25 protein-coding genes, 1 tRNA gene and 1 pseudogene are annotated in these 26,332 nt (G+C 58.4%); 14 read left to right on the top strand and 13 right to left on the bottom strand.

Annotated elements, in window-relative coordinates; genetic code table 11:
- Positions 1–5 precede the first annotated feature (5 nt).
- The 7 genes from ABJO75_RS13950 (at position 6) to ABJO75_RS13920 (ending at position 7,760) form a co-directional block, all read left to right on the top strand.
- Positions 6–992 carry a branched-chain amino acid ABC transporter permease gene (locus ABJO75_RS13950; protein ID WP_348126944.1) on the top strand — a complete coding sequence of 329 codons (987 nt, stop codon included), beginning with the start codon at positions 6–8 and terminating at the stop codon, positions 990–992.
- A 2-nt stretch (positions 993–994) separates the two neighbouring features.
- A complete protein-coding gene (locus tag ABJO75_RS13945; protein ID WP_348126941.1) occupies positions 995–1,252 on the top strand; it encodes a hypothetical protein in 258 nt (85 codons plus the stop codon).
- A gap of 2 nt (positions 1,253–1,254) precedes the next feature.
- The gene (locus ABJO75_RS13940; protein WP_348126938.1) at positions 1,255–2,331 is read left to right on the top strand and encodes a branched-chain amino acid ABC transporter permease; all 1,077 of its coding nucleotides are present in this window, start codon (positions 1,255–1,257) and stop codon (positions 2,329–2,331) included.
- Between the two features lie 94 nt (positions 2,332–2,425).
- On the top strand, positions 2,426–3,709 hold the full coding sequence (locus ABJO75_RS13935; RefSeq protein WP_348126935.1) for an ABC transporter substrate-binding protein: 1,284 nt from the start codon (positions 2,426–2,428) through the stop codon (positions 3,707–3,709).
- Positions 3,710–3,777: 68 nt separating this feature from the next.
- Positions 3,778–4,614: an ABC transporter ATP-binding protein gene (locus ABJO75_RS13930; RefSeq protein ID WP_348126932.1), complete on the top strand. Its 837-nt coding sequence runs from the start codon at positions 3,778–3,780 to the stop codon at positions 4,612–4,614.
- Between the two features lie 102 nt (positions 4,615–4,716).
- On the top strand, positions 4,717–5,940 hold the full coding sequence (locus ABJO75_RS13925; RefSeq protein ID WP_348126930.1) for a phenylacetate--CoA ligase family protein: 1,224 nt from the start codon (positions 4,717–4,719) through the stop codon (positions 5,938–5,940).
- Between the two features lie 149 nt (positions 5,941–6,089).
- Complete coding sequence (locus ABJO75_RS13920) at positions 6,090–7,760, top strand: iron ABC transporter permease (protein ID WP_348126927.1); 1,671 nt, start codon at positions 6,090–6,092, stop codon at positions 7,758–7,760.
- Between the two features lie 127 nt (positions 7,761–7,887).
- Here ABJO75_RS13920 and ABJO75_RS13915 read toward each other — a convergent pair whose 3' ends face one another.
- The 4 genes from ABJO75_RS13915 to ABJO75_RS13900 all read right to left on the bottom strand — a co-directional run bounded on the left by ABJO75_RS13915 (position 7,888) and on the right by ABJO75_RS13900 (position 11,749).
- Positions 7,888–8,370 carry a DUF992 domain-containing protein gene (locus ABJO75_RS13915; protein WP_348126924.1) on the bottom strand — a complete coding sequence of 161 codons (483 nt, stop codon included), beginning with the start codon at positions 8,368–8,370 and terminating at the stop codon, positions 7,888–7,890.
- Positions 8,371–8,523: 153 nt separating this feature from the next.
- Positions 8,524–9,387: a GTP-binding protein gene (locus tag ABJO75_RS13910; RefSeq protein WP_348126921.1), complete on the bottom strand. Its 864-nt coding sequence runs from the start codon at positions 9,385–9,387 to the stop codon at positions 8,524–8,526.
- A 197-nt stretch (positions 9,388–9,584) separates the two neighbouring features.
- On the bottom strand, positions 9,585–10,478 hold the full coding sequence (locus tag ABJO75_RS13905; RefSeq protein WP_348126918.1) for an adenylate/guanylate cyclase domain-containing protein: 894 nt from the start codon (positions 10,476–10,478) through the stop codon (positions 9,585–9,587).
- Between the two features lie 254 nt (positions 10,479–10,732).
- The gene (locus tag ABJO75_RS13900; RefSeq protein WP_348126916.1) at positions 10,733–11,749 is read right to left on the bottom strand and encodes a Fe(3+) ABC transporter substrate-binding protein; all 1,017 of its coding nucleotides are present in this window, start codon (positions 11,747–11,749) and stop codon (positions 10,733–10,735) included.
- A gap of 225 nt (positions 11,750–11,974) precedes the next feature.
- Between ABJO75_RS13900 and ABJO75_RS13895 the strand changes: the two are divergent.
- A pseudogene (locus ABJO75_RS13895) lies at positions 11,975–13,230 on the top strand (D-amino acid dehydrogenase).
- Between the two features lie 86 nt (positions 13,231–13,316).
- On the opposite strand, the gene ykgO reads toward ABJO75_RS13895, so the two are convergent.
- On the bottom strand, positions 13,317–13,442 hold the full coding sequence (gene ykgO, locus ABJO75_RS13890; RefSeq protein WP_005850168.1) for a type B 50S ribosomal protein L36: 126 nt from the start codon (positions 13,440–13,442) through the stop codon (positions 13,317–13,319).
- 78 nt (positions 13,443–13,520) lie between these two features.
- Positions 13,521–13,595 (bottom strand) — tRNA-Val (locus ABJO75_RS13885).
- A 147-nt stretch (positions 13,596–13,742) separates the two neighbouring features.
- On the opposite strand from ABJO75_RS13885, the gene ABJO75_RS13880 reads away from it, so the two are divergent.
- Positions 13,743–14,603, top strand: a complete 861-nt coding sequence (locus tag ABJO75_RS13880; protein WP_348126914.1) for an N-formylglutamate amidohydrolase — start codon at positions 13,743–13,745, stop codon at positions 14,601–14,603.
- 10 nt (positions 14,604–14,613) lie between these two features.
- Here the strand turns inward: ABJO75_RS13880 and ABJO75_RS13875 are convergent, their stop codons facing one another.
- The 4 genes from ABJO75_RS13875 to mutY all read right to left on the bottom strand — a co-directional run bounded on the left by ABJO75_RS13875 (position 14,614) and on the right by mutY (position 18,653).
- Entirely contained in the window at positions 14,614–15,603 is a 990-nt protein-coding gene (locus ABJO75_RS13875; RefSeq protein ID WP_348126911.1) for a Hint domain-containing protein, read from the bottom strand.
- Between the two features lie 350 nt (positions 15,604–15,953).
- Positions 15,954–16,358, bottom strand: a complete 405-nt coding sequence (locus ABJO75_RS13870) for a response regulator (RefSeq protein ID WP_348126908.1) — start codon at positions 16,356–16,358, stop codon at positions 15,954–15,956.
- A 46-nt stretch (positions 16,359–16,404) separates the two neighbouring features.
- Positions 16,405–17,556, bottom strand: coding sequence for an alkane 1-monooxygenase (locus ABJO75_RS13865; RefSeq protein ID WP_348126905.1), 1,152 nt, complete (start codon positions 17,554–17,556; stop codon positions 16,405–16,407).
- Positions 17,557–17,588: 32 nt separating this feature from the next.
- Positions 17,589–18,653: an A/G-specific adenine glycosylase gene (mutY, locus tag ABJO75_RS13860; protein ID WP_348126901.1), complete on the bottom strand. Its 1,065-nt coding sequence runs from the start codon at positions 18,651–18,653 to the stop codon at positions 17,589–17,591.
- An 82-nt stretch (positions 18,654–18,735) separates the two neighbouring features.
- Between mutY and ABJO75_RS13855 the strand changes: the two genes are divergently transcribed.
- From ABJO75_RS13855 to ABJO75_RS13845, 3 genes are read left to right on the top strand one after another with little or no spacing between them, the layout of a single operon-like run.
- Positions 18,736–19,242 carry a DciA family protein gene (locus ABJO75_RS13855; RefSeq protein ID WP_348126898.1) on the top strand — a complete coding sequence of 169 codons (507 nt, stop codon included), beginning with the start codon at positions 18,736–18,738 and terminating at the stop codon, positions 19,240–19,242.
- A 13-nt stretch (positions 19,243–19,255) separates the two neighbouring features.
- On the top strand, positions 19,256–19,924 hold the full coding sequence (locus tag ABJO75_RS13850) for a DsbA family protein (RefSeq protein WP_348126895.1): 669 nt from the start codon (positions 19,256–19,258) through the stop codon (positions 19,922–19,924).
- The gene (locus ABJO75_RS13845; protein WP_348126892.1) at positions 19,924–21,042 is read left to right on the top strand and encodes a CaiB/BaiF CoA-transferase family protein; all 1,119 of its coding nucleotides are present in this window, start codon (positions 19,924–19,926) and stop codon (positions 21,040–21,042) included. The genes ABJO75_RS13850 and ABJO75_RS13845 overlap by 1 nt, the downstream gene beginning before the upstream one ends.
- A gap of 17 nt (positions 21,043–21,059) precedes the next feature.
- Here ABJO75_RS13845 and ABJO75_RS13840 read toward each other — a convergent pair whose 3' ends face one another.
- Positions 21,060–21,626: an XRE family transcriptional regulator gene (locus tag ABJO75_RS13840; protein ID WP_348126889.1), complete on the bottom strand. Its 567-nt coding sequence runs from the start codon at positions 21,624–21,626 to the stop codon at positions 21,060–21,062.
- 199 nt (positions 21,627–21,825) lie between these two features.
- Here ABJO75_RS13840 and ABJO75_RS13835 point away from each other — a divergent pair, with 199 nt between their 5' ends.
- Positions 21,826–23,001 (top strand): acetyl-CoA C-acyltransferase family protein, encoded by a 1,176-nt coding sequence (locus ABJO75_RS13835; protein ID WP_348126886.1) that lies wholly within the window; start codon positions 21,826–21,828, stop codon positions 22,999–23,001.
- A gap of 75 nt (positions 23,002–23,076) precedes the next feature.
- Here ABJO75_RS13835 and ubiB read toward each other — a convergent pair whose 3' ends face one another.
- The gene (gene ubiB, locus ABJO75_RS13830; protein ID WP_348126883.1) at positions 23,077–24,609 is read right to left on the bottom strand and encodes a 2-polyprenylphenol 6-hydroxylase; all 1,533 of its coding nucleotides are present in this window, start codon (positions 24,607–24,609) and stop codon (positions 23,077–23,079) included.
- A 1-nt stretch (position 24,610) separates the two neighbouring features.
- On the bottom strand, positions 24,611–25,363 hold the full coding sequence (gene ubiE, locus ABJO75_RS13825; protein WP_348126880.1) for a bifunctional demethylmenaquinone methyltransferase/2-methoxy-6-polyprenyl-1,4-benzoquinol methylase UbiE: 753 nt from the start codon (positions 25,361–25,363) through the stop codon (positions 24,611–24,613).
- Between the two features lie 86 nt (positions 25,364–25,449).
- Here ubiE and mutM point away from each other — a divergent pair, with 86 nt between their 5' ends.
- Positions 25,450–26,301: a bifunctional DNA-formamidopyrimidine glycosylase/DNA-(apurinic or apyrimidinic site) lyase gene (gene mutM, locus ABJO75_RS13820; RefSeq protein ID WP_348126878.1), complete on the top strand. Its 852-nt coding sequence runs from the start codon at positions 25,450–25,452 to the stop codon at positions 26,299–26,301.
- Positions 26,302–26,332: the final 31 nt, after the last annotated feature.

The raw sequence follows: 26,332 nt of genomic DNA, 5'->3' as shown, positions 1-26,332 counted from the left end.
GGCGCATGCCTGAGCAGTTGGTTTTCGCGATGGAGGTCTTTCTGAACGGTCTGATGGCCGGGGTACTCTATGCGCTGGTGGCGCTGGGCTTTGTGCTGATCTTCAAGGCGTCCGGGATTTTTAATTTCGCGCAGGGTGTCATGGCGCTGTTTGCAGCAATGACGCTGGTTGGGATCATGGAAGGGCAGGTGCCGTTCTCGCATCTGATCAACGCGATATTCGGCACGGATATCCACCATTTCGGTTGGCATGTCCCGGCGCTGTTCGCGATCATCCTGACGGTCGGGGTCATGGTTCTTTTGGCGATGGCTGTGCAGAAGTTCGTCATGGGGCATCTGGTCAACCAGGAACCGATCATCCTGTTCATGGCGACCATCGGGCTGGCCTATTTCCTTGAAGGTCTGAGCGATCTGATGTGGGGTTCAGAGATCAAGAAACTTGATGTCGGGCTGCCGCAGGGGATCAACGAGACGATCGATACGGTGACTTACGAAATCTTTGGTTATGGGTTCTTTATCGACAATCTTGACATCGTGGCCAGTATTATCGCGGCGCTGCTGGTGATCGCGTTGATGCTTTTCAGCCAGTATACCAAGCAGGGACGCGCCTTGCGGGCCGTTGCGGATGACCATCAGGCTGCATTGTCGGTTGGGATTTCGCTGAATTTCATCTGGGTACTGGTCTGGTCGCTGGCCGGAATCGTGGCGCTGGTTGCTGGTATCATGTGGGGCACCAAATCGGGCGTGCAGTTCAGCCTGTCGCTGATTGCGCTCAAGGCGTTGCCGGTCCTGATGCTGGGTGGCTTTACGTCGATCCCCGGCGCGATTGTCGGCGGATTGATCATTGGCGTTGGCGAAAAGATGTTTGAATTCGCGATCGGCCCAATGGTGGGTGGTGCCACCGAGAACTGGTTTGCTTATGTCTTGGCGCTGCTGTTCCTGCTGTTCCGTCCGCAGGGCCTGTTTGGCGAAAAGATCATCGAGAGGGTGTAGCCATGACCAAGTTCGTTGCCATCCTTAACGTGATCGCCTGGTCGGGGTTTTGGGCCTTTGGCTATCTCGCCCTGACCGCCGACGGGCTGAGTGACAAGCAAATCGTAATTGCGGCGCTGCTGGCCTTTGCTGGTTTCGTCGGGGGCATTCTGGCCTACATGAAACTGGTGCGTGCTGCGGAGGCGAGCGGTTATGCGCGCAAGTCCAACCAGCTTGATGCCGAAACGCGCAACCGCGCACATGCCAAGGGGGCAAGCTGAGCATGTTCTATCGTGAAGCCGGGGATTTCCATACCTCGTATGCCTCTGACAACCAGACTTTTCCGATCCGGTTCGATCGGTACCGATACTATGCGGTGCTTGTCATTGCCTTTCTGGTGGTGCCTTTCATCATCAACGATTACTGGGCCAACGCAATTCTGTTGCCGTTCCTGATCTATGCAATCGCGGCGATTGGGTTGAACATCCTGACCGGATATTGCGGGCAAGTCAGTCTGGGTACCGGTGGGTTCATGGCGGTGGGCGCCTATGCCTGCTATAAGCTGATGACCTCGTTCCCGGATGTCAGCATGTTCGTGCATGTGACTTTGGCAGGTGTCGTAACTGCGGGTGTCGGGGTCTTGTTCGGGCTGCCAAGTTTGCGGATCAAGGGGTTCTACCTAGCTGTCGCGACGCTGGCGGCGCAGTTCTTTCTTGTCTGGCTGTTCAACCGGGTGCCCTGGTTCTACAACTATTCTGCCTCTGGTCAGATCAGTGCACCCGAGCGCGAAGTTTTCGGCGTGCTGATTACCGGTGCGAGCGCGCCGGCCTGGGCCACCTATATGTTCTGTCTGATCTTTGTCACGTTCAGCGCCCTGATTGCGCGGAACCTGACGCGTGGTACGATGGGTCGCACATGGATGGCGATCCGCGACATGGACATCGCGGCCGAGATCATCGGGGTGAACCCGCTGAAGGCCAAGATGACGGCGTTTGCGGTCAGTTCCTTCTTTATCGGCATCTCCGGAGCGCTGTTCTTTTCGGTCTACCTTGGCGCGGTCGAGGTCGGCGAGGTGTTTGGCATCAACAAGTCGTTTCTCGTGCTGTTCATGGTGATTGTTGGCGGCCTGGGGTCGATATTCGGCTCCTTTGCCGGCGCGGCCTTTCTGGTGTTGCTGCCGGTTGTTCTCAAGGTTGTGGGCGTCGACATGTTCGGCTGGCCAACCGATATCGTTGCGCATCTTCAATTGGTCGTCGTCGGCGCGTTGATCGTGTTCTTTCTGATCGTCGAACCACACGGGCTGGCACAATTGTGGCGGCTGGCGAAGGAGAAGCTGAGGCTTTGGCCGTTCCCATACTAACGCAGGATTGGTGCACGCACCCATCTTACGGATCGACTGTCCCTGCGGGGACAGACACACCATCGGATAAGACCAACAGGGAGGAAACGAACCGATGAAATTGAAACTGACAACTCTGGCGCTTGGCGCCGTCATGGCCGCCGGGCCGGTGATGGCGGACCTTGTGTTCCCATCGTTGAGCTATCGCACCGGCCCCTATGCGGCGGGTGGCATTCCGTTCGCGGATGGCTATGCCGACTATTTCACGCTGTTGAACGAGCGCGATGGCGGCATCGGCGGCGAGACCATTCTCGTTCCCGAATGCGAGACGGCCTATAACACCGAAAAGGGCGTCGAATGCTATGAATCGCTGAAAGACGGCGGCGGGCTGGTTTATCAGCCGCTCTCGACCGGAATTACCTATCAGTTGATCCCAAAAGTGACCGTCGAAGACGTCCCGATGCTGACCTCGGGTCTGGGGCGAACCTCGGCCAAGAACGGCAACGTGTTCAGCCATGTGTTCAACTTTCCGGCCAACTACTGGGACGGCGCGTCGGTAGCGGTCAAATACATGTTGGACGAAGAAGGTGGTGACCTGAACGGCAAGAAGATCGCGCTGGTCTATCACAACTCTGCCTATGGCAAAGAACCGATCCGCACGCTTGAAGAACTGTCCAAGAAGCACGGTTTCGAACTGGTCCTGCTGCCGGTCGATCACCCTGGTCAGGAACAGAAATCTCAGTGGCTTCAGGTGCGTCGTGACCGTCCGGACTATGTGGTCATGTATGGCTGGGGCGTCATGAACCAGGTCGCGATCCAGGAAGCGGCCAACATTCGCTTTCCGATGGACAAGTTCATCGGCATCTGGTGGTCGGGTTCCGAAAACGACGTGTTGCCTGCCGGTGAAGCGGCCAACGGTTACAAGGCCCTTACCTTCCACAACGTCGGCAGCGACTATCCGCTGTACGACGATTTGCAGAAATTCGTCATCGAACCTGGAAAAGCAGCGGGTGCAGGCGACCAAGTCGGTACGGTTCTCTATAACCGAGGTCTCTATGCGGCGATGCTCGTGTCCGAAGCTGCCAAGACGGCACAGGAAATCCACGGAGTCGCCAACATCACTCCGGGCCAGATGCGTGACGGCATGGAAGCGTTGAAGATCACCGAGGAAAAGATGGCCGCGCTTGGTCTTCCAAACTTCGGTCCTGAATTCGAGGTGACCTGCGAAAACCACGGTGGCAACGGCTTTGTGGCTGTAACCCAGTGGGATGCGAATGCGAAGCAGTGGAACCTGATCAGCGAATTCGTTCAGTCCGACCAAGACGTGGTTCAGCCACTTATCGACGAGGATTCTGCAGCGTTTGCCGCCGAAAACAACGTCGCGCCGAACTGCGAATAATCGAATAACGCTCGGCGGCGGCTTTGGTCGCCGTCGGGTCATCACAAGATTTGCCGGAAAGACACCCCATGCTGGACGCTGCCAAACCTACGGACGTGCAGGCCGAGACCCTGCTGGAAGTCAACAATATCGAGGTGATCTACAATCACGTGATCCTCGTGCTCAAGGGCGTCAGCCTGAAGGTGCCCAAGGGCGGTATCACTGCGTTGCTGGGCGGGAACGGCGCTGGCAAGACCACGACGTTGAAGGCGATCAGCAATCTTTTGCATTCCGAGCGTGGCGAAGTGACCAAGGGCTCTATCGTGTATCGCGGAGACCGGGTGCAGGATCTGGACCCTGCCGAGTTGGTCAAGCGCGGCGTGATTCAGGTGATGGAAGGCCGTCATTGTTTTGAGCATTTGACGGTCGAGGAAAACCTGCTGACCGGATTCTATACCCGCAATCAGGGCCGCGGCGAGATGATGGCCGATCTGGAAAAGGTCTATCAGTATTTTCCGCGCTTGCGCGAACGCCGCAAGAGTCAGGCCGGTTACACATCCGGTGGCGAACAACAAATGGTGGCAATCGGACGTGCGCTGATGGCCGGACCCGAGACCATCTTGCTAGACGAGCCCTCGATGGGTCTTGCGCCGCAGTTGGTCGAAGAGATTTTCGGGATCGTAAAAGATCTCAACGAAAAGGAAGGCGTGTCCTTCCTGCTGGCGGAACAGAATACCAACGTCGCACTGCGCTTTGCGCATCATGGCTATATCCTCGAATCCGGACGTGTGGTGATGGACGGCCCTGCCGCCGAACTTCGCGAAAATCCGGACGTCAAGGAATTCTATCTCGGCATGTCGGATGAAGGGCGTAAATCGTTTCGCGATGTGCGTTCTTACCGTCGCCGCAAGCGTTGGCTGAGTTGATGGCAGGCCTGCTGCCACCCATCCCCATTTTTACCGCAGGTCTTCTTTTGGCGTGGCTCCGCCCGCCGACCCGCACTTAACGTCAGAGGACACGAGGGCGAAATGTCATCATCTTTCTACGACGAGCTTGAAACCCGCAGCGCCGACCAGAGAGCCGAAGATCTGGCGCGGGCGCTGCCGTTGCAGATTGCCCGAGCTCAGACGCTAACAGGCTATGCCGCATCTCTTGGGCAGATTGACGCAAATGCGATTACGAATGCCGACGCGCTTGCGGCATTGCCAGTGTTGCGCAAATCAGAGCTGGGCAAGGCGCAATCGGCCAACCCGCCATTCGGTGGCTTTGCGGCGAAACCGGCGTCGGGCTATGCTCATGTGTTCCAGTCGCCCGGCCCGATTTATGAACCGGGTGGCGTCGATCATGATTGGTGGCGATTTGGCCGGGTGCTGCATGCCGTGGGCATCGGTGCGGGCGACATCGTGCAGAACTGTTTTGGATATCATCTGACGCCCGCAGGGATGCTTTTTGAAAGCGGCGCGCGTGCTGTCGGCGCGGCAGTATTGCCCGCCGGAACCGGGCAGACCGAACTGCAGGTCACGGCGGCGCGAGACGTCGGTACAACGGCCTATGCGGGGACGCCCGATTACCTAAAGGTGATCCTCGATAAAGCCGACAGCATGGGCGTGGCGCTTGGGATCACCAAGGCGACAGTCGGCGGCGGCGCATTGTTCCCCAGCCTGCGTGCGGAATATGCCGACCGTGGCATCCTGTGTCTGCAAAGTTACGGCACGGCGGATCTGGGCAACATCGCCTATGAGAGCGCCGCGATGGAGGGAATGATCGTCGACGAACAGGTCATCGTCGAGATTGTCATCCCCGGAACCGGCACGCCGGTTGCGCCGGGTGAGGTTGGTGAGGTGGTGGTGACCACGTTGAACCCCGACTATCCGCTGATCCGGTTTGCGACTGGCGATCTGAGCGCAGTGATGGCGGGCCAAAGTCCCTGTGGACGCACGAACATGCGGATCAAGGGTTGGATGGGACGTGCCGACCAGACCACCAAGATCAAAGGCATGTTCATTCGCCCCGAGCAGGTCGCCGCATTGGTCGAACGGCACGCTGAGATCGTCAAGGCACGGGTCGTTGCCAGCCGCGAGGGTGAGATGGACGCGATGACCGTCATGATCGAGGCCGCCGGGGGTGATGCCAGCGCCTATGCCAAGACCGTGGCAGATGTGCTCAAGCTTAAGGGTGCAATCGACGTTGTTGCGCCCGGCAGCTTGCCAAAGGATGGTCTGGTGATCGAGGATCAGCGAAGCTACGACTAGGGTCTACGCCTGCCTGTGAGGGTTCCGGAGCAACGCAATGCTGTCGCAGTTTTGCGGTTTCGGGCTGGAAAACCCGACGCAATTGATCGAATAAGGGACAGGAGGGTACCTGCCCCCCTGTTTTGTCACGTGAGGTAAAGGCCCCCGCAATGTCCGAAGCCATCGAGCTGGCCGCAAATGGCAAGCGGCGACGCAGACATGGTGGTGCCGGGCCGCTTGCCGGACTCGCCTATACCGTAGCGGCGGTTTGCCTGCTCCCGATGCTGGCGGTCGTATTGGCGGCGGTCACGGGTGGCACCGACACGGTTTCCCATTTGCTGGATACTGTCCTGCCGCGATACGTTGGCTCGACACTCGCGCTTGTGACGTTGGTCGCTGCTGGCACCTTTGCGCTTGGTGTCGGGGCGGCCTGGTTGGTGACGATGACACGGTTTCCAGGGGTGCGGATCCTCGAAATCATGCTGGTGCTGCCGCTGGCGTTTCCGGCCTATGTGCTCGCATACGCCTATACCTATTTGCTGGATCACCCGGGGATCGTGCAATCGACTTTGCGTGACGTGACCGGCTGGGGGCCACGTGATTATTGGTTTCCCGAAATTCGTTCGCTCTGGGGCGCAGCCGCCATGCTGGTGCTGGTGTTCTATCCCTACGTCTACCTTCTTGCACGCGCCGCGTTTCTCCAACAAAGCTCGGCCGCGTTTCTCGCGGCGCGGACGCTTGGCAAGAGCGCATGGGCGGCATTCTGGACCGTAAGCCTGCCAATGGCGCGCCCTGCGATTGCGGCGGGTGTGTTGCTGGCGGTGATGGAAACGATCGCCGATTTCGGCACGGTGGCTTATTTCAGCGTGCAAACCTTTGCGACCGGTATCTACACAAGCTGGTTTTCGATGGCGGATCGAGCGGCAGCTGCCCAGCTTGCGCTGTGCCTGCTGAGTTTCGCCCTGCTTCTCGCTGTAACCGAACGGTTGCAGCGAGGACGCGCAAAGTACCACGAGGCGGGTAAGCGCCAGATGGCAATGGAGCCTGCGCAGCTGCGCGGTTGGCGGGCGGCGCTGGCGATGTTGCTGTGCGTAATTCCGGTGGTCCTGGGCTGTGTTTTGCCTGCGATCGTGCTGTTTGTGATGGGTTTGGGTGGGGAACAGGATCTGCTCAGCCGTCGGTACATCGGATTTATCCAGAATTCGATCACGCTGGCCGGGACAGCGGCGGTCGTGACCTTAATGGCGGCGATCACAGTCGGGTTCTTTCAGCGGCTCCGTCCGGGCCGTGGTTCGGCCACGGCCGGCTATGTCGCGCGGCTGGGTTATGCGGTGCCGGGCGGCGTGATTGCGGTGGGTCTGATGGTGCCGTTTGCGGCCTTTGACAACGCGTTGGATGCCTGGATGCGGGCGACGTTTGGCATCTCGACCGGTCTCTTGGTCACAGGGTCGATCTGGTTGCTCGTTGCGGCCTACATGGTGCGGTTCCTGGCGGCGGCGCTCGGTGCATATGAGGGCGGGCAAAGCACGGTTCACGCCAACATGGATGCGGCCTCGCGATCCCTTGGCGAAACGCCGCTGGGCACGTTGCGGCGGGTGCATCTGCCGATCCTGACGCCGAGCTTGCTTACGGCGCTGCTGATCGTTTTCGTGGACGTGATGAAGGAGTTGCCTGCAACCTTGATCATGCGACCATTCAACTATGATACGCTGGCCGTTCAGGCCTATCGTCTGGCCAGCGATGAACGATTGGAAGGCGCTGCGGTGCCTTCGCTGGTGATCGTGGCCGTGGGATTGTTGCCGGTGATCCTGATCTGCCGGCAGGTCGGGCGAAACCGCTAGGCAACGAGCATCACAGGTTTCAACGCATTAGATTGTGGGCCCCATATCAAGTTAAAGCCCTGACGCAGAAAAACGGCGCCCTTTTGCAAGGGCGCCGTGTCTGGCGTTCTGAAGTAAAATCTGGACTCTATTTTGCGTATTCGAGTTTGATCGAACCAAAGCCCGCTGCAACGTTGAGGCCCTTTTGCGTTTGTACGCTGATCGGCTGAAGCGTGAATTGGTTTCCGGCGCTGACGAGAACGTTGGCACCGACGCCGCCTGCAACGGTTGCTTCGGCCTTGACGCCATCATAGCTCCCGGCCAGCGCACCGACTTCGTTGTCACCCGAAGGTGCCAGAACCGCCCAGGTGATGTGGCTGTCTTTGGTCACGCCGATATCAACACCGATGGTCAGAACGCGACCGGTATAGTTTTCGACGGTTCCGTCATTTTTTGTGAAAACGCAGGTCATGTCTTTCTTGGAGCCGAGCAACATGCCGACGCCGCCCTCGACATCGCATTTCAGAACACCTTGCTGGGTGTTTTCATTCGCAAGTGCCGATGTGGCAAGCGATAGGACGATGGCGCTGCTGGCGAGTCCGGTCTTCAGCATGGCGGTCGAGATTTTCATGGTGATGTCCCCATTGATTGAGATCTGAGATCTAGTATTGGCGCGCTTTGGCGCCTGGCGCCTTGATATGGCGCAAACGGACTGGAAACAACTTTGTAGAGTGTTGAATTCGGACTTTTCCCGCGATCAATTTTGCAATGTTCAGAGAATGCTTCATGCGCACCACCAGGTTTCTATTTCATCCCTGCTGATACGGGCAGCCGGTCCGAGACCGACCAGCGTGGTGCGGTCGGTTTGGACACGTTTGGCTTTGACGAATTGGCCCACGACGTGGACTTCGTATCCGCCATCATCTGTCTGAATGAATCCCTTGAGACGGTAGAGCCCATGCGGGCGATTGGCGAGTTTGTCGCCCATGGCCCTGCGGTCGAGAACCATGTCGCTGTCATGCTGCCAGTTTGCATAGGCCGGGTGCGGGGCGGTACTGCGGCCTTGAGGCAGAGGCACGATATCAAACAGAAGCGGGGCGAGGGGGGTGTCGTCCAGCACCGCGGGTGATCGCGCGCGCATCGTGGCGAGTCGGTCAAGAAGGGCAGGCGCCGCGGCGTCAGTTTTGGTCAGCAGCACCAGATCGGCCGCAGATATCTGTTGTGTGACCTGCGGGGCAATCAAGTGATCGTTGAGCAGACCCTCGATATTCTGTGCATCGACCAATGTGATGATCCCGGCATAGCTGAGTTCCGGTTCCGCGATGGCGGCGCTGGCAATCGCCGCCGGGTCAGCAATACCGCTGGCCTCGATGATCAGGTGATCGGGCCGGTCGTCCCGGTCGAGGACATCGTTAAGCGCCATGGTCAAATCTGTGCCCATGGTGCAGCAGACACAGCCATTGGTCAGGGCGATCGTGTCATCGCCCCGCGTCTTGATCAGCGCCTTGTCGATGTTGATCGCGCCAAAATCGTTTACAATGACCATCAGGCGTATCCCGTGATCCTCGGCAAGAAGTCGGTTGATCAGCGTGGTCTTGCCCGCGCCGAGATAGCCGCTGACAATGGTGAGGGGCAGCGACGCAGTCATGATTGGCGTACCTTGCTGGCACGCTGGAAATCTGCACCGTCCCGAACGGCGGAAATCACTGTGATCGTGGTGATGGTTGTAAACTCTGACATTGGCCCCTCCTGACTACCGCAGCCCTAGCGCAGCGGCGTGGCGAGGCAAACCGGAAATCGTCATCGGACGCTATGCCAAAGTGAACGGGAGACTGGCAGAGCGAGTCAGACCGCTTGCTTGGTTTGCATCAGTGCAAGGTCGTGGGTCGTGAATTGGATACAGCAGTCATCGTCAATATGGGTGCGTGGCCCCAAAAGGATTGAGCCGCTGCCATTGAGGAGCGTGGCGCGACGGTGCAGCGCCACTTCGCTGCCATTGGCCATGCGGATCAGGCTTCCGGAACTGCTGTGATCGGTGAACTCGAGTTGTCCACGGCGGATAGACAAGGCGGCGTGCTTGCGCGAAACCCATGCCGGTTTCAGGACAATATCGCAATCCGCAGACCGCCCTATCGTCAGGCTTTCGCCTTCGCTGATCTGCCAAGTTTTGCCGTTTAATTGCAAATCGGCCAGTTCAGTACCTCGGGCACGTTCCTTGTTCGCGCCCCCAAATATCACGGTCTGTTCACTAAGTTCGGTCACCGAACAGGAATAGACGCGCGTCGGGTTGGCCTTGCCGCGCAACTGGATCTCTCCGATCATCAGCAATCGGGCTTTGCTTTCGGGCGTCAGGTCATCATACCCACGGTCGCCCACAAGGATCTCGCCGGGCTTGGCCAGCGATGACAGTCGCGCCGCCGTGTTGACCGCGCTGCCGTAAATGTCGTTCTCGTGATTGAGAATCTCGCCGAAATAGGTGCCGACATGCACCGACAGCCCTGCTGGCCAGCTTTCATTGAGCATCGCCCATGCGGCCTGAAACGCCTGTTCGGACGATTCAAAAAAGCTGAGAACGTCGTCACCCTGAGATTTGACGCATTTGCCCCCGGTGGATTCGATAATCTGCCGCATCCGCGCCAGTACCTTGCTGACCTGCTCAAGCGCGGTTTGATTGCTTGCGGTTTCGTACAGTTGGGTACTGCCGGTAATGTCAGATATCAGAACACAGGCAAGAGGCATCTGGAGGAGATCCTGATCTAGTCTAAAGTGGTACGGGCCTTGCCCGCAGGGAATTCGAAGTCGATTTGTAACTCGTCAACTCTGCGCAATTTGCCACAGTTTGTGGCTGCTCCGTATACGGGTCTTCCATACCTTATTTTGACAGAACTGCTCGAAAGAATCCATGCATGAGGCAGATTCTGGCAGAACTCGCAAAGAAAACGGGCGCAAGGTTGACCCTTGCACCCGCCACTGCTCGCAAGGGTTGTGCGAGGTTACTTCCAGTTCACCTCGTTAAAGATTCGCTGGGCCGCAGGGATGTTCTCGGCCACATCCGACAGGTCGATATCGTCGGGCTTGAAAAAGCCGAGCGCGGCAATCGCTGGCGACAGGCCCACACCGGGAACGGCGGGATATTCATCGTTGCCAGCCGAGAAATACTCCTGTGCCTGATCGCTCGCCAGGTATTCAAGGAACTTGACGGCGTTGTCGTGGTTGGGGGCATTGGCTGCGATACCGCCGCCCGACAGGTTCATATGCGCGCCTTCCGCATCCTGCGACGGGAACACCCAGCCGATCATGTCGCGTTCGGCGGACAGGCCGTCCACGTCTTTGCGGATCGAACGGGCAAAGTAATAGGTATTGGCAACGGCGATGTCGCATTCACCCGACACGATTCCCCGCAGCTGGTCGGTGTCGCCGCCCTGTGGCTCGCGTGCCATGTTGTCGACGACGCCCTGTGCCCATGCCTTGGCCGTTTCCTCGTCGGTGTGGGTGATGATCGAGGCCAACAGGGTCTGGTTGTATGTGTTCGAAGACGAGCGGATACACACAAGGCCCTTGTACTTTGGATCGGCCAGATCGGCATAAGTCAGAGGAGGCTCGGTCACGTCGGCCTTGTCATAGTAGATGATGCGCGAGCGTTGCGAAAAACCGAACCATTGGTTGTCGGCATCCTGAAGATAGCCGGGAACGCGCGCTTCGAGCACGGCGCTGTCGGTTGGCTGCAGCACACCGGCGTCCTTGGCCCGCTTGAGCCGCGATGTATCCACAGTCAGCAGCACGTCGGCAGGGGAATTTGCACCTTCGGCCTGCATCCGGGCGATCAGTTCGTCGGCCTTGCCTTCGATGCGGTTGATGGTGATGCCGGTGGATTCTTCAAAATCGGAATACAGCCGTTCGTCTGTATCATAGTGACGGGAGGAATAGAGGTTCAGCTCGCCGTCAGCGCTGGCTGTGCTGGCCATTGTGGCGAGCAGGGCGGCCGTGATGCAGGTGGATGATTTCAGCATGAAGCAATTTCCTGTCAGATTGTACTCGGTTTCGGGCTGTTCCCGACTGAATTAGTCAATTAAAGAATTTGAGACGGGATGCAACCAGTTTCCGAGTGAAATACTCGGATTTTGTTTGTCTCTCGGTCGCAACGGCCTGCATCCCGCCGCTTACATGATGTTTACGATTGGTAATGCTGCGCCTTTGTGCTCAGATTGAATTCTGAGGCAGACTTGGTGGTGAACATGAAAATTGTGGTGATGGGTGCGGGCGTAATTGGGGTGACGACGGCATATTATCTGGCGCGCGCCGGAGCCGAAGTCGTTGTTCTGGACCGTCAGGCCGGACCGGGGCTTGAGACGAGTTATGCCAATGCCGGAGAACTGTCTTATGGCATGACCTCTCCCTGGGCGGCACCGGGCGTGCCGGTCAAGGCGATAAAGTGGCTGTTCATGAAGCGCCGACCGCTGTTTATCTGGCCGTTGATCAGCCCGACCATGTGGAAATGGTGCGTTCAGATGCTGAGCAATTGCACCGATGAACGCTATCGGGTCAACAAGTCCCGGATGGTGCGTGTTTCCAACTATAGCCGCGATGTGATGCCGGACCTGATTTCCGAGACAGGGATCGAATATGACGGTCGGGCGCAAGGCACATTGCAGTTGTTCCGCACGGCCAAGCAGATGAAAGGTTCACGCGCCGATCAGGAGATTCTTGCCGAATTTGACAGCCCGTTCGAAGAATTGGGGCGGGATGCCTGTATCGAGGTTGAACCGGCGCTCGCCGAAGTACGTAACAAATTCGTCGGCGGGTTGCGTTTGACTGCGGACCGAACCGGGGATTGTCGGTTGTTCACCATCGCGCTGGCCGAAAAGGCAGCGGAGTTGGGCGTGCAATTTCAGTACGGTCAGTCGATCCGCGCATCGCGTTGGAAAATGGCAAGGTGGTCGGTGTCGATACCGAGCTTGCAGGGCGGATCACAGGCGACAAATATGTCTGCGCTTTGGGCAGCTATGCGCCGGGACTGCTGAAACCCATTGGGATTCGGCTGCCGGTCTATCCGGTCAAAGGTTACTCTGTGACGCTGCCGGTGACGGATGATGCGATGGCGCCGCAATCGACCATCATGGATGAAACGCACAAGGTGGCCATTACCCGCCTTGGCGACCGCATCCGGGTCGCGGGCACTGCCGAGATCGCCGGGTATAGCAACCGTCTTGGCCCCCATGCGACGGATACCGTGAAACACGTGATTGGCGATCTGTTTCCCAAAGGGGGTGATCTGTCGCAGGCAGAAGGCTGGACCGGGCTGCGGCCGATGACACCGGATGGCACGCCCGTTCTGGGCGAAACCCGGTTTGACAATCTGTATCTGAATACCGGGCATGGAACGTTGGGCTGGACCATGGCCTGTGGGTCGGGCCGCGCCGTCGCCGATGTCGTGCTAGGCCAAAAGCCCGAGATCTCATTTGATGGCCTCACGGCGGCGCGCTATGGCTGAAATGTTTGTGATGCCCTGACGGGCGTAGCGCACAACAAAAAACCGCGTCTGAAAAGACGCGGTTTATTTTATTGCCTAGACAGTTCTTAGCCCTGACGGGCTTTGAACCGGCGCTGCGTCTTGTTGATCACGTAGACGCGGCCTTTGCGACGCACAACACGGCAATCACGATGCCGGTTCTTGAGCGAGCGGAGCGAGTTTCTGACCTTCATGGTCCTTCTCCTGTTCCTGCGGCGCGGGCCAGCGCCTCTGTTGCGGGTGCCCCGGAGATTTCCGGGACAGTGAATTCATGGTGGGCACTACAAGGTTCGAACTTGTGACCCCTTCGATGTCAACGAAGTGCTCTACCGCTGAGCTAAGCGCCCATGAATACCTGCGCGATCCCTGCCCCAAATAAATGGGGCGCGGAAACCCGCGCCGGTAGCGGGGTCTATAAAAGGAGTCGTCAGTGTGATCAAGGGCTTTTGGCAAGAGAGTTTTCCGGTTTATGTTGAAGTGCACGAGGAGACTCAATGGACCATCCGCCCTTTCATCTGACCGAACCGGAACAACGCCTGTCCAGCGTCGTATTTGCGTCGCCGCACAGTGCCGCTACCTATCCGCCCGAGTTCCTCAGCCAGAGTATTCTGGATCAGGTGGCGATTCGATCATCCGAAGATGCCTTTGTGCATGATCTGGTCGATTCAGCGCCGGAATTTGGAGCGCCTCTGCTGGTTGCAGGGGTGCCGCGCGCCTATGTGGATCTGAACCGCAGCCCGGACGAGCTTGACCCTGCGCTGATTCTCGGGGCCATCCGGCGAGGGCAGAACCCGCGCGTGGCTTCGGGTTTGGGGGTGATTCCGCGCGTGGTGTCAAACGGGCGGGCGATTTATGCTGGCAAGCTGACGATGGGTGAGGTGCGGTTCCGAATCGACCGGTATTGGCGGCCCTATCACAACGCGATCCAGCGATTGCTCGAATCGGCACATTTGAACTTTGGGCAGGCGATTCTCGTCGATTGCCATTCCATGCCGCATGAAGCGATGGATGGTGCGGCGCGTTCACGCGGTCACTCTCCGGAAATTGTGCTGGGTGACAGATTCGGGGCCGCGGCGGATGGCGAAATCGTCGACCGGATCGAAGCGGCCTTTGCTGCGGCTGGCTTGCGGGTTGCGCGAAATGCGCCGTTTGCAGGGGCGTATGTGGCGCAAGCCTATGGTCGACCGTCGCGCCGTCAGCACGCGGTGCAGATCGAAATCGACCGGGCGCTTTATATGGATGAACGACGTATTCGCCCGAACGCCGATTTTGATGCATTTCGCGCAATCATGCGCGGTGTGATCGCCGAGATCGCATCCATCGGGTATGACAGGGTTCCGCTGGCTGCGGAGTAGCGGGGCCGTGTCAGTGGCGAACCAAGTCGGACTGTAAAAGCGGCTGTTCGTTGGCGGCGTGGCGCTCTACCAGCTTTTTCTGGCGCCTGCCTGACGGGATCGGTCTGGCTGGGATTGGATCCGTCTCGGTTTCGTTGAGTTCAGGAAAAATCGCGTAGATTTCCTGCCTTGCCGCTTCCGAAACGGATTTGAGCGCTTCGCGTCCGAGATACAGGCTCTCGGTCGGGGCTGATTCGGCGAGAATCACTTCGTGCTTGGCAAACAGGAGGTGGAAGTATTCCAGAGTCTCGACCGTGTCGTCCGTATAGATGCCGGGCAGCGCGGTAAGTTTGATTGCCGGGATCAGAACCTCGTTGGCACCGAACATGCGTTCAACGATTTTCGAAGCGACCAGCATGCGATGCTGACGCGACACCAGAAGGTCACGATGAGGCAACCCATTGCCCAAAGCCCCCGCACAAATGCGGACCGGGCGCAGCTTAGGGTAGGCGCGAAGTTCGTTCGTCGAAATCGAACGACTCATTACTGAACGCAGCACCAACGGCGTTCCATCACTATCGTTAACCATGTCGCCGGGTCGAAGATCCTGAACCTTGCGCTGCCCGCTTGGCGTTGAGATCAGCGTATCGTTCACGAAACAGGGCGGTGCGAGGTCAGCGATCGGAATCGGCGACTGGCTGGGGACGCCGGTTGCGACGCTGATAATTGCATCCTGCAATACACTGCCGTCGGTCGGCGTAAATACCTGCGTACCGTTGGCAAGATAGAACGTTGCGCCGGTAATGGTAACAGGAGCGCCATCGATCACGACCGTTACGGTATCGCCCAGATAGGTTTCGGTAATATCAATGCCATTAATACTGTCACCGCCGGACCCGGTCAGGAATCCGTCGTCGTTCTGATCTATGATGTCATAGACACTGACAGTCAGAAGCGTTCCCGTGCCGGGCGGGGCAAAGGGGTCAAGCGTCCAAAATTGATCTGTATAGGTTGTGGGCATAGGTCATCGACATGTTTGCTGGTACGTACACCTATGAGGTACAGCATAGTGCGGAGAAAAGTAAGCCATTGTAAAAAATGGTTAAGAAAAATGGTGTCGTCTTGGTCACTTTGGCCCGATCCATGGGCAGTAAGTGTCGCATAAGTTGATCGGTTGCGTACCGCATGGGTCCTGTCAGAGTGTCGAAATCTCATTCAGTCTTGGTGAAATCCCCGCGCCAGCTGTCTTTTAAGCGTTGGGCTGCGCATCTAAATGCCAGAGAATAGACAATGGGCTTTCGGATAAAACTCCAAATGCAGGATGATTGTCTTGCCTATTGAATATGCTTCAAAGAAAAAATTGTGGAATAGCTATCCATAAACCCGACCAATATTCAGCACATCTCGAATCAGGGCAGGGCCAAATTCAGCCTTGGCCACGACATGGCGCACCCCTGCCTTATTGGCCTTGTGCCATATGAAGGGCGAAGGCCAATCCGTTGCGAGGATGATCGGTATGGTGCGAAATCGTGCGTGTTGAGACAGTTCAAGCGCCAGTTCGACGCCCCGGCCATCCGGAAGAGTGTTTTCCATCAAGATGAGCGATATCGGGAACCGCATCAGGGCGAGCCGGGCATCCTGTAGCGTATTCGTTATCTGAACCCTGATGTCCTTTTGGGCGTAACACACCGCTCGCGTCAACATCTGCTGATCGTGTGCGCTGTCTTCGACGATCAGGCACCTCTGGGTTGTTTCTGGTTCGATCCGGCATTGCATATCAACAGTCCCCACGGTTGTGCGCAGCCAGTTTGGCGCGCAACCGTTAAAGATCCGTTGGTGGCTGTCGTGGCAGCGGATTGGTGGCCTTGTTATAGGCCCGCCAATCGTTGATTTCCGGATAGTAAATCTGTCGCCAGCGTCTGACGCGCGGGTTCATGACGCGTCGCCACAATGGTGGAATCATCGCCGCGATCGTCATCACAGGATAACCAAAGGGCAGCTGTGGCGCCTGCGCTGTTCCATATGTTTGCAGCAGTGGAAACCGACGGTCGGGTTTATAGTGGTGATCAGAATGGCGCTGCAAATTGATCAGCAGACGGTTAGAGGCCTTTTGCGCGGCGTTCCATGAATGCCGGGGCTTCACATGCTCGTACTTTCCGTTGCCCAGATGCTTGCGTGTCAGCCCGTAGTGTTCGACGTAGTTCACCAGTTCCAATTGCCAGATCGCTACTCCGGCCTGCATCAGGAACAATCCAACGCCGGCCCATCCCCCGAGCAGAAACGCGAGCACCAGCATGCCTGCCTGCAAAGCCCAATATCTGAAGAACGGATTTGACAGATCGGTCCATGGCCGGTCCTTGCGGGCCAGTTTTTCCCGCTCGGCTCGAAATGCAGACAGCAGACATTGTTTCAATACCCGGGGATAGAATCGATAAAAGCCCTCGTTGTATCGCGCGGTCACAGGATCACGAGGGGTGCCGACATAGCGGTGGTGCACCAGCAGATGTTCAGAGCGGAAATGGGAGTAGAGGACCATCGCGAGCAACAGATCGGCGAGCGTTCTTTCAAGGCGGCTTCGTTGATGCATCAGTTCGTGACTGTAGTTGATCCCGATGGTTCCGCTAATCACGCCGACGCCAAAGAACACCATCAGCTTTTCTAGAACCGAAAGATGATCGGCGTCGCTCACGTACCAGATCAGACCGAACAGGGTCACAAACTGGACCGGGACCCAGACAATCGTGAGGGTGCTGTACCAGATCAGATCCGCTTCGGGTGTTTGTGGAACGGCGTTTTCGAGATCAAGCCCGGTCAACGCGTCCAGGCCCGCAAACACGTACCAAGAGGCCAGTGGCAACAGCAGGACGGTCCAGCCGCCATATGTGGCGCTGACCCACGCGATGGGAATCAGCAGGAACGAGGTCCAGAAGGGCAGGGCCGTTTGCCAGCGTTTCAGGGTTGCGTTGGGTATCATCGGGTTGTCCGTGTTGCCTTGTCCATGCTGTGTCACGCGCCATGCCAGAGGTCAAAAGCCTTGCGCATGACGGTGGGCAGATCAGAGGGGCGGAAATCGGCGACTGCAACAAAGGCCCCCTGATTGGGTGTCGTTTCATTGGCAACCTGAGCATATCGGACCGTCAGGATCAGATGGAAATGCGTGAAGGTGTGCCGCACTTCGGCCGGCAGGGTGACCCAGTCGGCGTTTAGGGGGGGTGCTTCTACAGCGACCTCGCCCCAGTCTGATCCGGGCCAGCCGAGCATGCCGCCCAGCAATCCTTTGTCCGGACGTCGCTCGAGCAACCACGCACCGTCGGACCGGCGCGCCAGATAGATTATGCCACGACGGGTGGGTTTGGGCATTTTCGGAATTTTCTTGGGCAATTCGCTTGCTGTACCAGCGAGCCGTGCGGCGCAGGGCTCGCGCAGAGGGCAAATGCCGCAGGCGGGAGATTTTGGTGTGCAGATCGTCGCGCCCAGATCCATGACCGCCTGCGCATAATCGCCGGGGCGATGTTGGGGCGTCTGCTTTGTCGCGCAGTCGTGCAACATAGGTTTGGCGGCGGGCAGCGGCGTGTGGATATCATGGAATCGCGCCATCACCCGTTCAACATTGCCATCCAGAACCGTCTCGGGCCGATCAAACGCAATCGCGGAAATCGCGGCGGCAGTATAGGGGCCGATGCCGGGCAAGGTGAGCAAGCCGTCATAGCTGTCGGGGAACTGACCGTTATGTTCCTGTGCCACCACACGCGCGCATTTCAGCAGGTTTCGTGCCCGTGCGTAATACCCAAGCCCTGCCCATTCGCCCATCACCGCACCATCTTCGGCGGCGGCGAGGTCGGCAACCGTGGGCCAACGTGCGGTAAAACGATGGAAATAGTCCTTTACGGCGGCAACGGTGGTCTGCTGCAGCATCACTTCGGACAACCACACGCGATAGGGATCAGGCACCTGCGCGTCACCCGGCGGAATTCGCCAGGGCAGATCGCGGGCGTTGCGATCATACCAGTGCAGCATGTCCGCCGCGATGCCCGTCCCGAATTCGGGTGCGATCATTTCTTCGTCACGCATTCTTTATGCCGATGGCCTCCGGTTTCGCTGGCACCTGCCTGCCTGCGCTTTACAATAGGCGCAAGCGAAACGGAAACCAGCCATGGCACAACGGAAATCAACAACCCGCGGCTTCAAGCGAACCGCCAGCGTTCTCAGCGACCCGATCCGCAAGGCCGGGGAGAGCCGTGGCTTTGCTGTGTCGCGCCTGTTGACTCATTGGGCCGAGATTGCGGGCCCGGAGATTTCCAGCATCGCGCGGCCGGTGAACGTGACCTATGGCCGGGGCGGTTTTGGCGCGACGCTGACGTTGCTGAGCACCGGTGCGCAGGCGCCGATGCTGGAGATGCAAAAGGAACCGCTGCGCGCCAAAGTAAACGCGGTTTATGGTTATAACGCGATCAGCCGGGTGCGGATTACCCAGACCGCCGCCACCGGGTTTGCCGAAGGTCAGGCCCAGTTCGAATCGCAAAAGCCCGCCAGCCAAACAGAGCTGGCCCCCGAAATTCTAGCCAGCGCCACACAGGCAGCCAGCCCGATTGAAAACGACGACTTGCGTCAAGCCCTTGAACAGCTTGGTCGCAACGTCCTAAGCAAGCCCAAACACTAAGAAAGAGGTTCTCATGACCCGATCCAAGGCGATTTTCGGCGCGGCGGCCCTGTTGGCTGTCGGAGTGGTATTTTACGCAGGCCAGCGCGGCCCGATTGTCACTGACTCGTTCATTGGCGCCGCCAACGCACAGGATGCCGCCGAAGTCGACACATCGACCATCGTAGAAATGGTTCAGGGGGCCGAGGACGCGCCGATCACCATGATCGAATATGCGTCGTTCACCTGCCCGCATTGCGCAGCGTTCCATCAAGGTACCTATCAGGAGATCAAGAAAAATTACATCGACACAGGGAAGGTCAAACTGATCTACCGCGAAGTCTATTTTGACAAATACGGTCTGTGGGCGTCGATGGTGGCACGTTGCGGCGGACCCGAGAAGTTCTTTGGCATCTCCGATCTGATTTACAAAGGGCAGTCGGATTGGTCCAAACTTGGCAGCGCACCTGAAATCGTGAATGAGTTTCGCAAGATCGGACGACTGGCCGGGATCGGTGAAGAGGAACTGGACGTGTGCCTGCAAGATGGCGAAAACGCTCAGACGCTGGTCGCTTGGTATCAAGAAAACGCCGAAGCAGACGAGGTCACAGGCACACCGTCTTTCGTGATCAACGGCGAAAAGGTCGCGAACCAGAGCTATGCCGAGTTTGCCAAGCTGTTTGATGCCGAGCTCGCCGACTGATGGCTGCACCGCTGGCCGGTTTAAAGGTCGTTGAACTGGCCCGCATATTGGCCGGCCCCTGGGCCGGTCAGACGCTCTCGGACCTCGGGGCCGAGGTCATCAAGGTGGAATCGCCCAATGGTGACGATACCCGCGCTTGGGGTCCGCCCTTTATCACGCGCGATGACGACGAAAGCGCCGCCTATTTTCATTCGACCAATCGAGGCAAGGCGTCGATAACGGTTGATTTCTCCACACCTGCCGGTCAGGCACAACTGCGTGACATGATCCGCGATGCGGATGTGTTTATCGAGAACTTCAAGGTTGGCGGGCTGGCCAAATACGGGCTGGACTATGACAGCCTGTCCGCGATCAACCCACGTCTGATCTATTGCTCGGTGACCGGCTTTGGCCAGACCGGACCCTATGCCCATCGTGCTGGGTATGATTTCATCATTCAGGGCATGTCCGGCCTGATGTCGATCACCGGCGAACCGGATGGACAGCCACAGAAATCCGGTGTTGCGATTACTGATATCTTTACCGGCGTCTATTCGGTCACAGGTATTCTCGCGGCATTGCATCAGCGGCAGAGCACCGGGCGGGGCCAGCACATTGATATGGCGTTGCTGGATGTGGCGGTTTCGGTCACGGCCAATCAGGCTTTGAACTATCTGACGACCGGCGACGCGCCACAGCGGATGGGCAATGGCCATGTGAATCTGACGCCGTATCAGGCCTTTGACTGTGCGGACGGGCACATCATCATCGCCACCGGCAATGATGCGCAATATCAGCGCCTGTGTCGCCTGCTTGGGTTGGAAGATATGGCCGAGGCACCAGAATTCTTGCGCAACAAGAACCGTTTGGCCAATCGCCGGGTGATGATTGCCCGTTTGAATGGTGCAACTGCGGGCTGGAGCAAGGCCGATCTGCTGGCGGGTTGCGAGGCGCAGGGAATCCCGGCCGGTCCGATCAACGATCTGGCAGATGTCATGGCCGATCCGCAGATCATCGCGCGCGGTATGCAGATCGAACTCGACGGCGTGCCAGGCATTCGTGCGCCGTTCCGATTTTCGGATGCTGACCTTGCCCTGCACCGCCCTGCGCCGAAACTGGGCGAAGACAACCCGAGTTGATCCGTTTGTCGATCGGTTCAGGCGTTTTTGACGATAAGAAACACCCGTGCCGCACCGTCTTCGGCGACGATCGCATGATCGATATCCGCAGCATAACGCCCGGTATCGCCCGTATTCAGTACGTTCGACGCCGCGCCCGAAGTGACGCGGACCGAACCCTCCAGCACTGTCAGCTGTTCGCGCGCTCCTCGCGCGTGCGGTTGGCTACGTAACGCACCACCGGACATGAACGTGATGTCGTAGACTTCGTGCCCGCCGGCCTCTTCGGGGGGTGACAGGATCCGGATGCGACATCCTTGCCCCATGTTGTCGATGCTAGGCACGTCGCTGGCACGCAGCAGATCAATCTGATCGTTCGCGGCCTCGGCATCCAACAACCCGGCGAAATCCACTTGCAGGGCGCGGGTGAGATTCCAGAGTGTCGCGATTGTCGGGCTGCTTTCCCCGCGTTCGATCTGGCTGACCATCGAGCGGGAAACGCCCGACAGGTTCGACACTGCTTCTAGTGACAAGCCTTGCTCCCGCCGCGCCTCTTTCAGTCGCGCGGGCAGCAATGTCAGGATATCGTCCACGTTTTCCGCCATGACGGATTCATTCAGTGTTCGGGCGAGGCTTGTCAATACGGTTCGATCTCATTTGGCATTGATGGCTGCGCTATGCCGCATTGCAGCGGTCAGGGATCGGTGTACGACTGTATACGATTGTCACCCTGGGATTCGTGTTTACGCAGTGGGTTATCGCTGCATCGCGAATGGGATAGAGGCCAAAGGAGAAGGAACTGACATGACTGATATTGTAATTCTGGACGGTGCACGTACCGCAATCGGGACTTTTGGCGGCGCACTTGCCAGCACCGCGCCAATCGATCTGGCCACTGTCGCCAGCGAGGCGGCGCTTGAGAGAGCCGGTGTTGAAGCCGCCCAGATCGGAAATGTCGTTTTTGGCCACGTGATCAATACCGAACCTCGCGACATGTATCTGTCGCGCGTGGCCGCGATGCAGGCGGGTGTGCCCGAAGGAACACCGGCGATGAACGTCAACCGCCTCTGCGGATCGGGTGCCCAGGCGATCGTGTCTGCTGTGCAATCTCTGATGCTGGGTGACGCGGAATTCGCGCTGGCCGGTGGTGCCGAGAGCATGTCGCGCAGCCCGTTCATCGTGCCTCAACAACGTTGGGGCGCCAAGATGGGCGATGTCATGACGCTGGACATGATGCTGGGTGCACTGAACTGTCCGTTTGGCACGGGGCATATGGGAGTCACCGCCGAGAACGTCGCCTCCGAACATCAGATCAGCCGCGAGGCACAGGATGAATTTGCGCTGGTCAGCCAGCAGCGCGCCGCGAAAGCGATTGAAGACGGCCTGTACGAGAGCCAGATCGCCCCGGTTCAGGTCAAGGTTCGCCGCGATATGGTCGATTTCAAGGTCGACGAACATCCCAAACCAACGACCATTGAAGCGCTCGCCGGATTGCGCACCGTGTTCAAGAAGGACGGCAGTGTTACGGCAGGTAACGCAAGCGGGATCAACGATGGTGCTGGGGCAGTTGTGCTGGCGACCGCCGATGCGGCCGAGAAGGCGGGTCTTAAACCAAAGGCGCGCGTCCTTGGATATGCCCACGCGGGCGTTCGCCCCGAAGTCATGGGGATCGGTCCGATCCCGGCGGTGCAAAATCTGTTGAAACGCACCGGATTGCGTGTGGAAGATTTCGATGTCATCGAAAGCAACGAAGCCTTTGCGGCACAGGCGTTGGCCGTGAATCAGGAGCTTGGGCTGGATGCATCGAAGGTGAACCCCAACGGCGGCGCGATCGCACTGGGTCATCCAGTCGGCGCGACTGGTGCAATCATCACTATCAAGACGCTCTACGAACTTGAGCGGATTGGCGGCTCAAAGGGTCTGATCACCATGTGCATAGGTGGCGGTCAGGGTATCGCGCTGGCGATTGAACGGTTGTAAGCCAGTCAAGGCTGGGGGGCTGTCTGCCCCCCAGACCCCCCGAGGGTATTTTCCGCAAGAAAAATTCTGGTCGGATCAGGTCAGGGCGTCCAGCAGCAGCATAAATCCGCCTCCGACGATAAAGCCGACCACACTCGCAGTGAGCACGAGCGGCCAGATGGATTTCCGAGCCGGCTCCTGGTCTGCGGCCTGGCGAACAAGCGCTGCTTCTACCAGTCCGGGGAGCCGTGGTCCAAAGCGGGCGAGAACGCGCGCTGTTTTGCCAAGGTCGGAAACCACCGCGCGTGGCCCTATGGACTGCTTGATATAGTCTTCGACGACCGGGCGCGCGACCTCCCAGATATTGGTGTGGGGATTCAGTGATCGTGCGACGCCTTCAACCACCACCATTGTGCGTTGCAGCAGGATCAGTTCGGTGCGGGTTTCCATCCCGAAGCGTTCTGTCACTTCGAACAGGTAGCTGAGAAGCCGGCCCATGGAAATTTGCGTCGCGTCCATTCCGAAAATCGGCTCGCCGACAGCGCGCAGGGCACGCGCGAATTCATCGACGTCCTTATCCGCGGGCACATATCCGGCCTCGAAATGCACCTCGGCGACCCGTTTGTAGTCACGGCGGATGAAGCCAAAGAGGATTTCGGCATAAACTCGACGGGTGTATTCATCGATGTGGCCCATGATGCCAAAATCATAGGCGATGATGTCTCCGTTCGGTGCGACCTTGAGGTTCCCCTGATGCATATCGGCATGAAAATAGCCGTCGCGCAGGGCGTGCAGCAGGAACAAGCGCAACACCCGCTCGGCGAGTTCGCCACGGTTATGTCCGGCGGCATCAAGTGCGGCATTGTCGCCCAACGGCGCGCCGTCGGCCCATCCCAGCGTCATCACGCGTCTTGCCGAAAGGGCCCAGCGGATCGGCGGCAGGCAAAAACCTTCGTCATCGCGGGTGTTGGCCTCGAATTCTGATGCCGCAGAGCTTTCCAGTCGCAGATCAAGTTCGCCCCGTACGACGCCGTCAAAGTGTTCGATCACCTCCATCGGGCGCAAACGACGTGCGCCGGGGGCGAACAGATCGACGATGCGGGCCGCAAAGTAAAACGCGTCGATGTCCTTGCGGAAGGCGCGTTCAATGCCGGGGCGAAGAACCTTGACGGCGACATCTTCGCCGGTGTCGATCAGCTTGGCCTTGTGCACCTGCGCAATCGAGGCTGCGGCGATCGGTTCGCTGAACTCGGAAAACACCTCGGAAACCGGGTGACCCAATTCGCGTTCGACCTCGGCCTTGGCGGCCTCGATCGAAAACGGAGGGAGCTTGTCCTGCAGGACGCGCAATTGAACGGCAAGTTCATCACCCACGACGTCGGGCCGGGTCGACAGGACCTGACCGAACTTGATGTAGGCGGGACCAAGTGCGGTCAGCGCCCGTGTGGCGGGTGGCATGGCGGGGTCGCCCTTGTAGCCGAGCCACATGAAGGGTTTGCCAAGCGCGTGGGCAACAAATCGCAGCGCCCTAGGGGCCTCGAACGCATCGAGAACGACATTCATGGCGCCGGTGCGTTCCAGCGTGGCGCCTGTGCGGATCAGCCGGATGATATTGTGCGGTCCGCGCATGTCAGATTTTCCAGCCCGAATGCAGGGCGGCAATGCCCATGCTTAGGTTGCGGTACTTTGAGTTTTCAAACCCGGCCTGACGCACCATGGCCAAGAATGTGTCTTGATCGGGGAAATTTCGGATTGATTCGACCAGATACTGATAGCTGTCTCGATCTCCAGCGATCATCTGGCCCATGCGGGGAATGACGTTGAAGCTATAGAGATCATAGAGTTTTTGCAGCCCCTCGTTGGGGAGTTGGCTGAACTCCAGCACCATCAGGCGGCCACCTAGGCGCAGCACGCGAAAGGCTTCGTTCAGGGCTTGCTGGGGGACGGTCACGTTTCTGATGCCAAAGCTGATCGTATAGACATCAAAGCTGTTGTCTGGAAACGGCAGCGACATCGCATCCCCGGCAACCCAGTTCAGACTGTCGGCCATATCTGCGGCTTCGGCGCGCTTGCGGCCTTCGACAAGCATGGGTTCGGTCAGGTCCAGAACGGTCGCATGTCCTTGGCCTGCGCGTTTGAGAAAGCGGAACGATATGTCGCCGGTACCGCCCGCCACGTCGAGCAGGCGCTGGCCGGGACGCGGCGCAAGCCAATCCATCATCGCGTCTTTCCAAACCCGGTGGATGCCAACGCTCATGACATCGTTCATGATGTCGTATTTAGAAGCCACCGAGTTGAACACGCCCTGTACCCGGCCGGCCTTTTCGCCCTCGGGGATGGTCTCGCGCCCAAAATGGGTGGTTTTGTCGGTGTTGTCTGTCATCGGGTCTTGCCGCCTCAGTGTTTCGCCCTTGTTATAGGGCGCTGTGGGGCATGCACAATGCGGCCCCTTGATCAGAAAGGCACCAAATGCCCGAATTGCCAGAGGTCGAGACAGTGCGTCGCGGGCTTTTGCCCGCGATGGAGGGGCAGGTCATCGCGCGCGCGGAGGTGAACCGCCCTGATTTGCGCTGGCCGTTTCCAGCCCGGTTGGCCGAGCGCCTGACCGGACGCAGGGTGTTGCGGTTGCGCCGGCGATCCAAATATATCCTCGCCGATCTTGATAGCGGTGAGACATTGTTGATCCATCTTGGGATGTCGGGGCGCATGACCGTGTCTGGCGACCCGTTGGGTCGATTCGTGCGCGACCATCCGGCGGCACAGAAACATGACCATGTCGTGCTGCAAATGGATAACGGTGCACGGGTCACCTTTAACGACGCGCGCCGGTTTGGAGCGATGGATCTGCTGGATACTCAAACAGCCGAGCAGCACAAATTGCTGGCGGTGCTGGGGCCAGAGCCGCTGGGCAATGATTTCCACGAACAGATATTGATAGATGCGTTTCGTGGCCGGCAGAGTCCGGTCAAATCGGTCTTGCTGGATCAGAAGGTGGTCGCGGGGCTTGGCAATATTTATGTTTGCGAGGCGCTGTTTCGCGCCGCGTTGTCGCCACGTCGCAAGGCAGGCAAGATTGCCGCCGCGCGTGTCGGCGCATTGGTTCCGATCATCCGTCAGGTGCTTTCAGAGGCCATTGACGCGGGCGGATCGTCGTTGCGGGATTTCAGGCAAGCCGATGGCGAGCTTGGATATTTTCAGCATTCATTTGACGTGTATGGTCGCGAGGGAGAGCCTTGCCGCACAGTCGATTGCAACGGGCAGATCAGGCGAATCACGCAATCTGGACGGTCGTCCTTCTACTGTGCGCAATGCCAAAGATAGCTTGAAACGTGAAATCTGCGTGGTAAGGCTT

Origin of the sequence: Sedimentitalea sp., from assembly GCF_039973035.1 — a bacterium.
Taxonomy (GTDB): Bacteria; Pseudomonadota; Alphaproteobacteria; order Rhodobacterales; family Rhodobacteraceae; genus Sedimentitalea.
The sequence above is the reverse complement of the archived record's forward strand: the minus strand, read 5'-3'. Positions and strand labels throughout refer to the sequence as shown.

Coding starts and splice junctions, on each gene's coding strand:
- ABJO75_RS13950 (WP_348126944.1), top strand. CDS start 6: ATGCCTGAGCAGTTGGTTTTCGCGATGGAGGTCTTTCTGAACGGTCTG.
- ABJO75_RS13945 (WP_348126941.1), top strand. CDS start 995: ATGACCAAGTTCGTTGCCATCCTTAACGTGATCGCCTGGTCGGGGTTT.
- ABJO75_RS13940 (WP_348126938.1), top strand. CDS start 1,255: ATGTTCTATCGTGAAGCCGGGGATTTCCATACCTCGTATGCCTCTGAC.
- ABJO75_RS13935 (WP_348126935.1), top strand. CDS start 2,426: ATGAAATTGAAACTGACAACTCTGGCGCTTGGCGCCGTCATGGCCGCC.
- ABJO75_RS13930 (WP_348126932.1), top strand. CDS start 3,778: ATGCTGGACGCTGCCAAACCTACGGACGTGCAGGCCGAGACCCTGCTG.
- ABJO75_RS13925 (WP_348126930.1), top strand. CDS start 4,717: ATGTCATCATCTTTCTACGACGAGCTTGAAACCCGCAGCGCCGACCAG.
- ABJO75_RS13920 (WP_348126927.1), top strand. CDS start 6,090: ATGTCCGAAGCCATCGAGCTGGCCGCAAATGGCAAGCGGCGACGCAGA.
- ABJO75_RS13915 (WP_348126924.1), bottom strand. CDS start 8,370: ATGAAAATCTCGACCGCCATGCTGAAGACCGGACTCGCCAGCAGCGCC.
- ABJO75_RS13910 (WP_348126921.1), bottom strand. CDS start 9,387: ATGACTGCGTCGCTGCCCCTCACCATTGTCAGCGGCTATCTCGGCGCG.
- ABJO75_RS13905 (WP_348126918.1), bottom strand. CDS start 10,478: ATGCCTCTTGCCTGTGTTCTGATATCTGACATTACCGGCAGTACCCAA.
- ABJO75_RS13900 (WP_348126916.1), bottom strand. CDS start 11,749: ATGCTGAAATCATCCACCTGCATCACGGCCGCCCTGCTCGCCACAATG.
- ykgO (WP_005850168.1), bottom strand. CDS start 13,442: ATGAAGGTCAGAAACTCGCTCCGCTCGCTCAAGAACCGGCATCGTGAT.
- ABJO75_RS13880 (WP_348126914.1), top strand. CDS start 13,743: ATGGACCATCCGCCCTTTCATCTGACCGAACCGGAACAACGCCTGTCC.
- ABJO75_RS13875 (WP_348126911.1), bottom strand. CDS start 15,603: ATGCCCACAACCTATACAGATCAATTTTGGACGCTTGACCCCTTTGCC.
- ABJO75_RS13870 (WP_348126908.1), bottom strand. CDS start 16,358: ATGCAATGCCGGATCGAACCAGAAACAACCCAGAGGTGCCTGATCGTC.
- ABJO75_RS13865 (WP_348126905.1), bottom strand. CDS start 17,556: ATGATACCCAACGCAACCCTGAAACGCTGGCAAACGGCCCTGCCCTTC.
- mutY (WP_348126901.1), bottom strand. CDS start 18,653: ATGCGTGACGAAGAAATGATCGCACCCGAATTCGGGACGGGCATCGCG.
- ABJO75_RS13855 (WP_348126898.1), top strand. CDS start 18,736: ATGGCACAACGGAAATCAACAACCCGCGGCTTCAAGCGAACCGCCAGC.
- ABJO75_RS13850 (WP_348126895.1), top strand. CDS start 19,256: ATGACCCGATCCAAGGCGATTTTCGGCGCGGCGGCCCTGTTGGCTGTC.
- ABJO75_RS13845 (WP_348126892.1), top strand. CDS start 19,924: ATGGCTGCACCGCTGGCCGGTTTAAAGGTCGTTGAACTGGCCCGCATA.
- ABJO75_RS13840 (WP_348126889.1), bottom strand. CDS start 21,626: ATGGCGGAAAACGTGGACGATATCCTGACATTGCTGCCCGCGCGACTG.
- ABJO75_RS13835 (WP_348126886.1), top strand. CDS start 21,826: ATGACTGATATTGTAATTCTGGACGGTGCACGTACCGCAATCGGGACT.
- ubiB (WP_348126883.1), bottom strand. CDS start 24,609: ATGCGCGGACCGCACAATATCATCCGGCTGATCCGCACAGGCGCCACG.
- ubiE (WP_348126880.1), bottom strand. CDS start 25,363: ATGACAGACAACACCGACAAAACCACCCATTTTGGGCGCGAGACCATC.
- mutM (WP_348126878.1), top strand. CDS start 25,450: ATGCCCGAATTGCCAGAGGTCGAGACAGTGCGTCGCGGGCTTTTGCCC.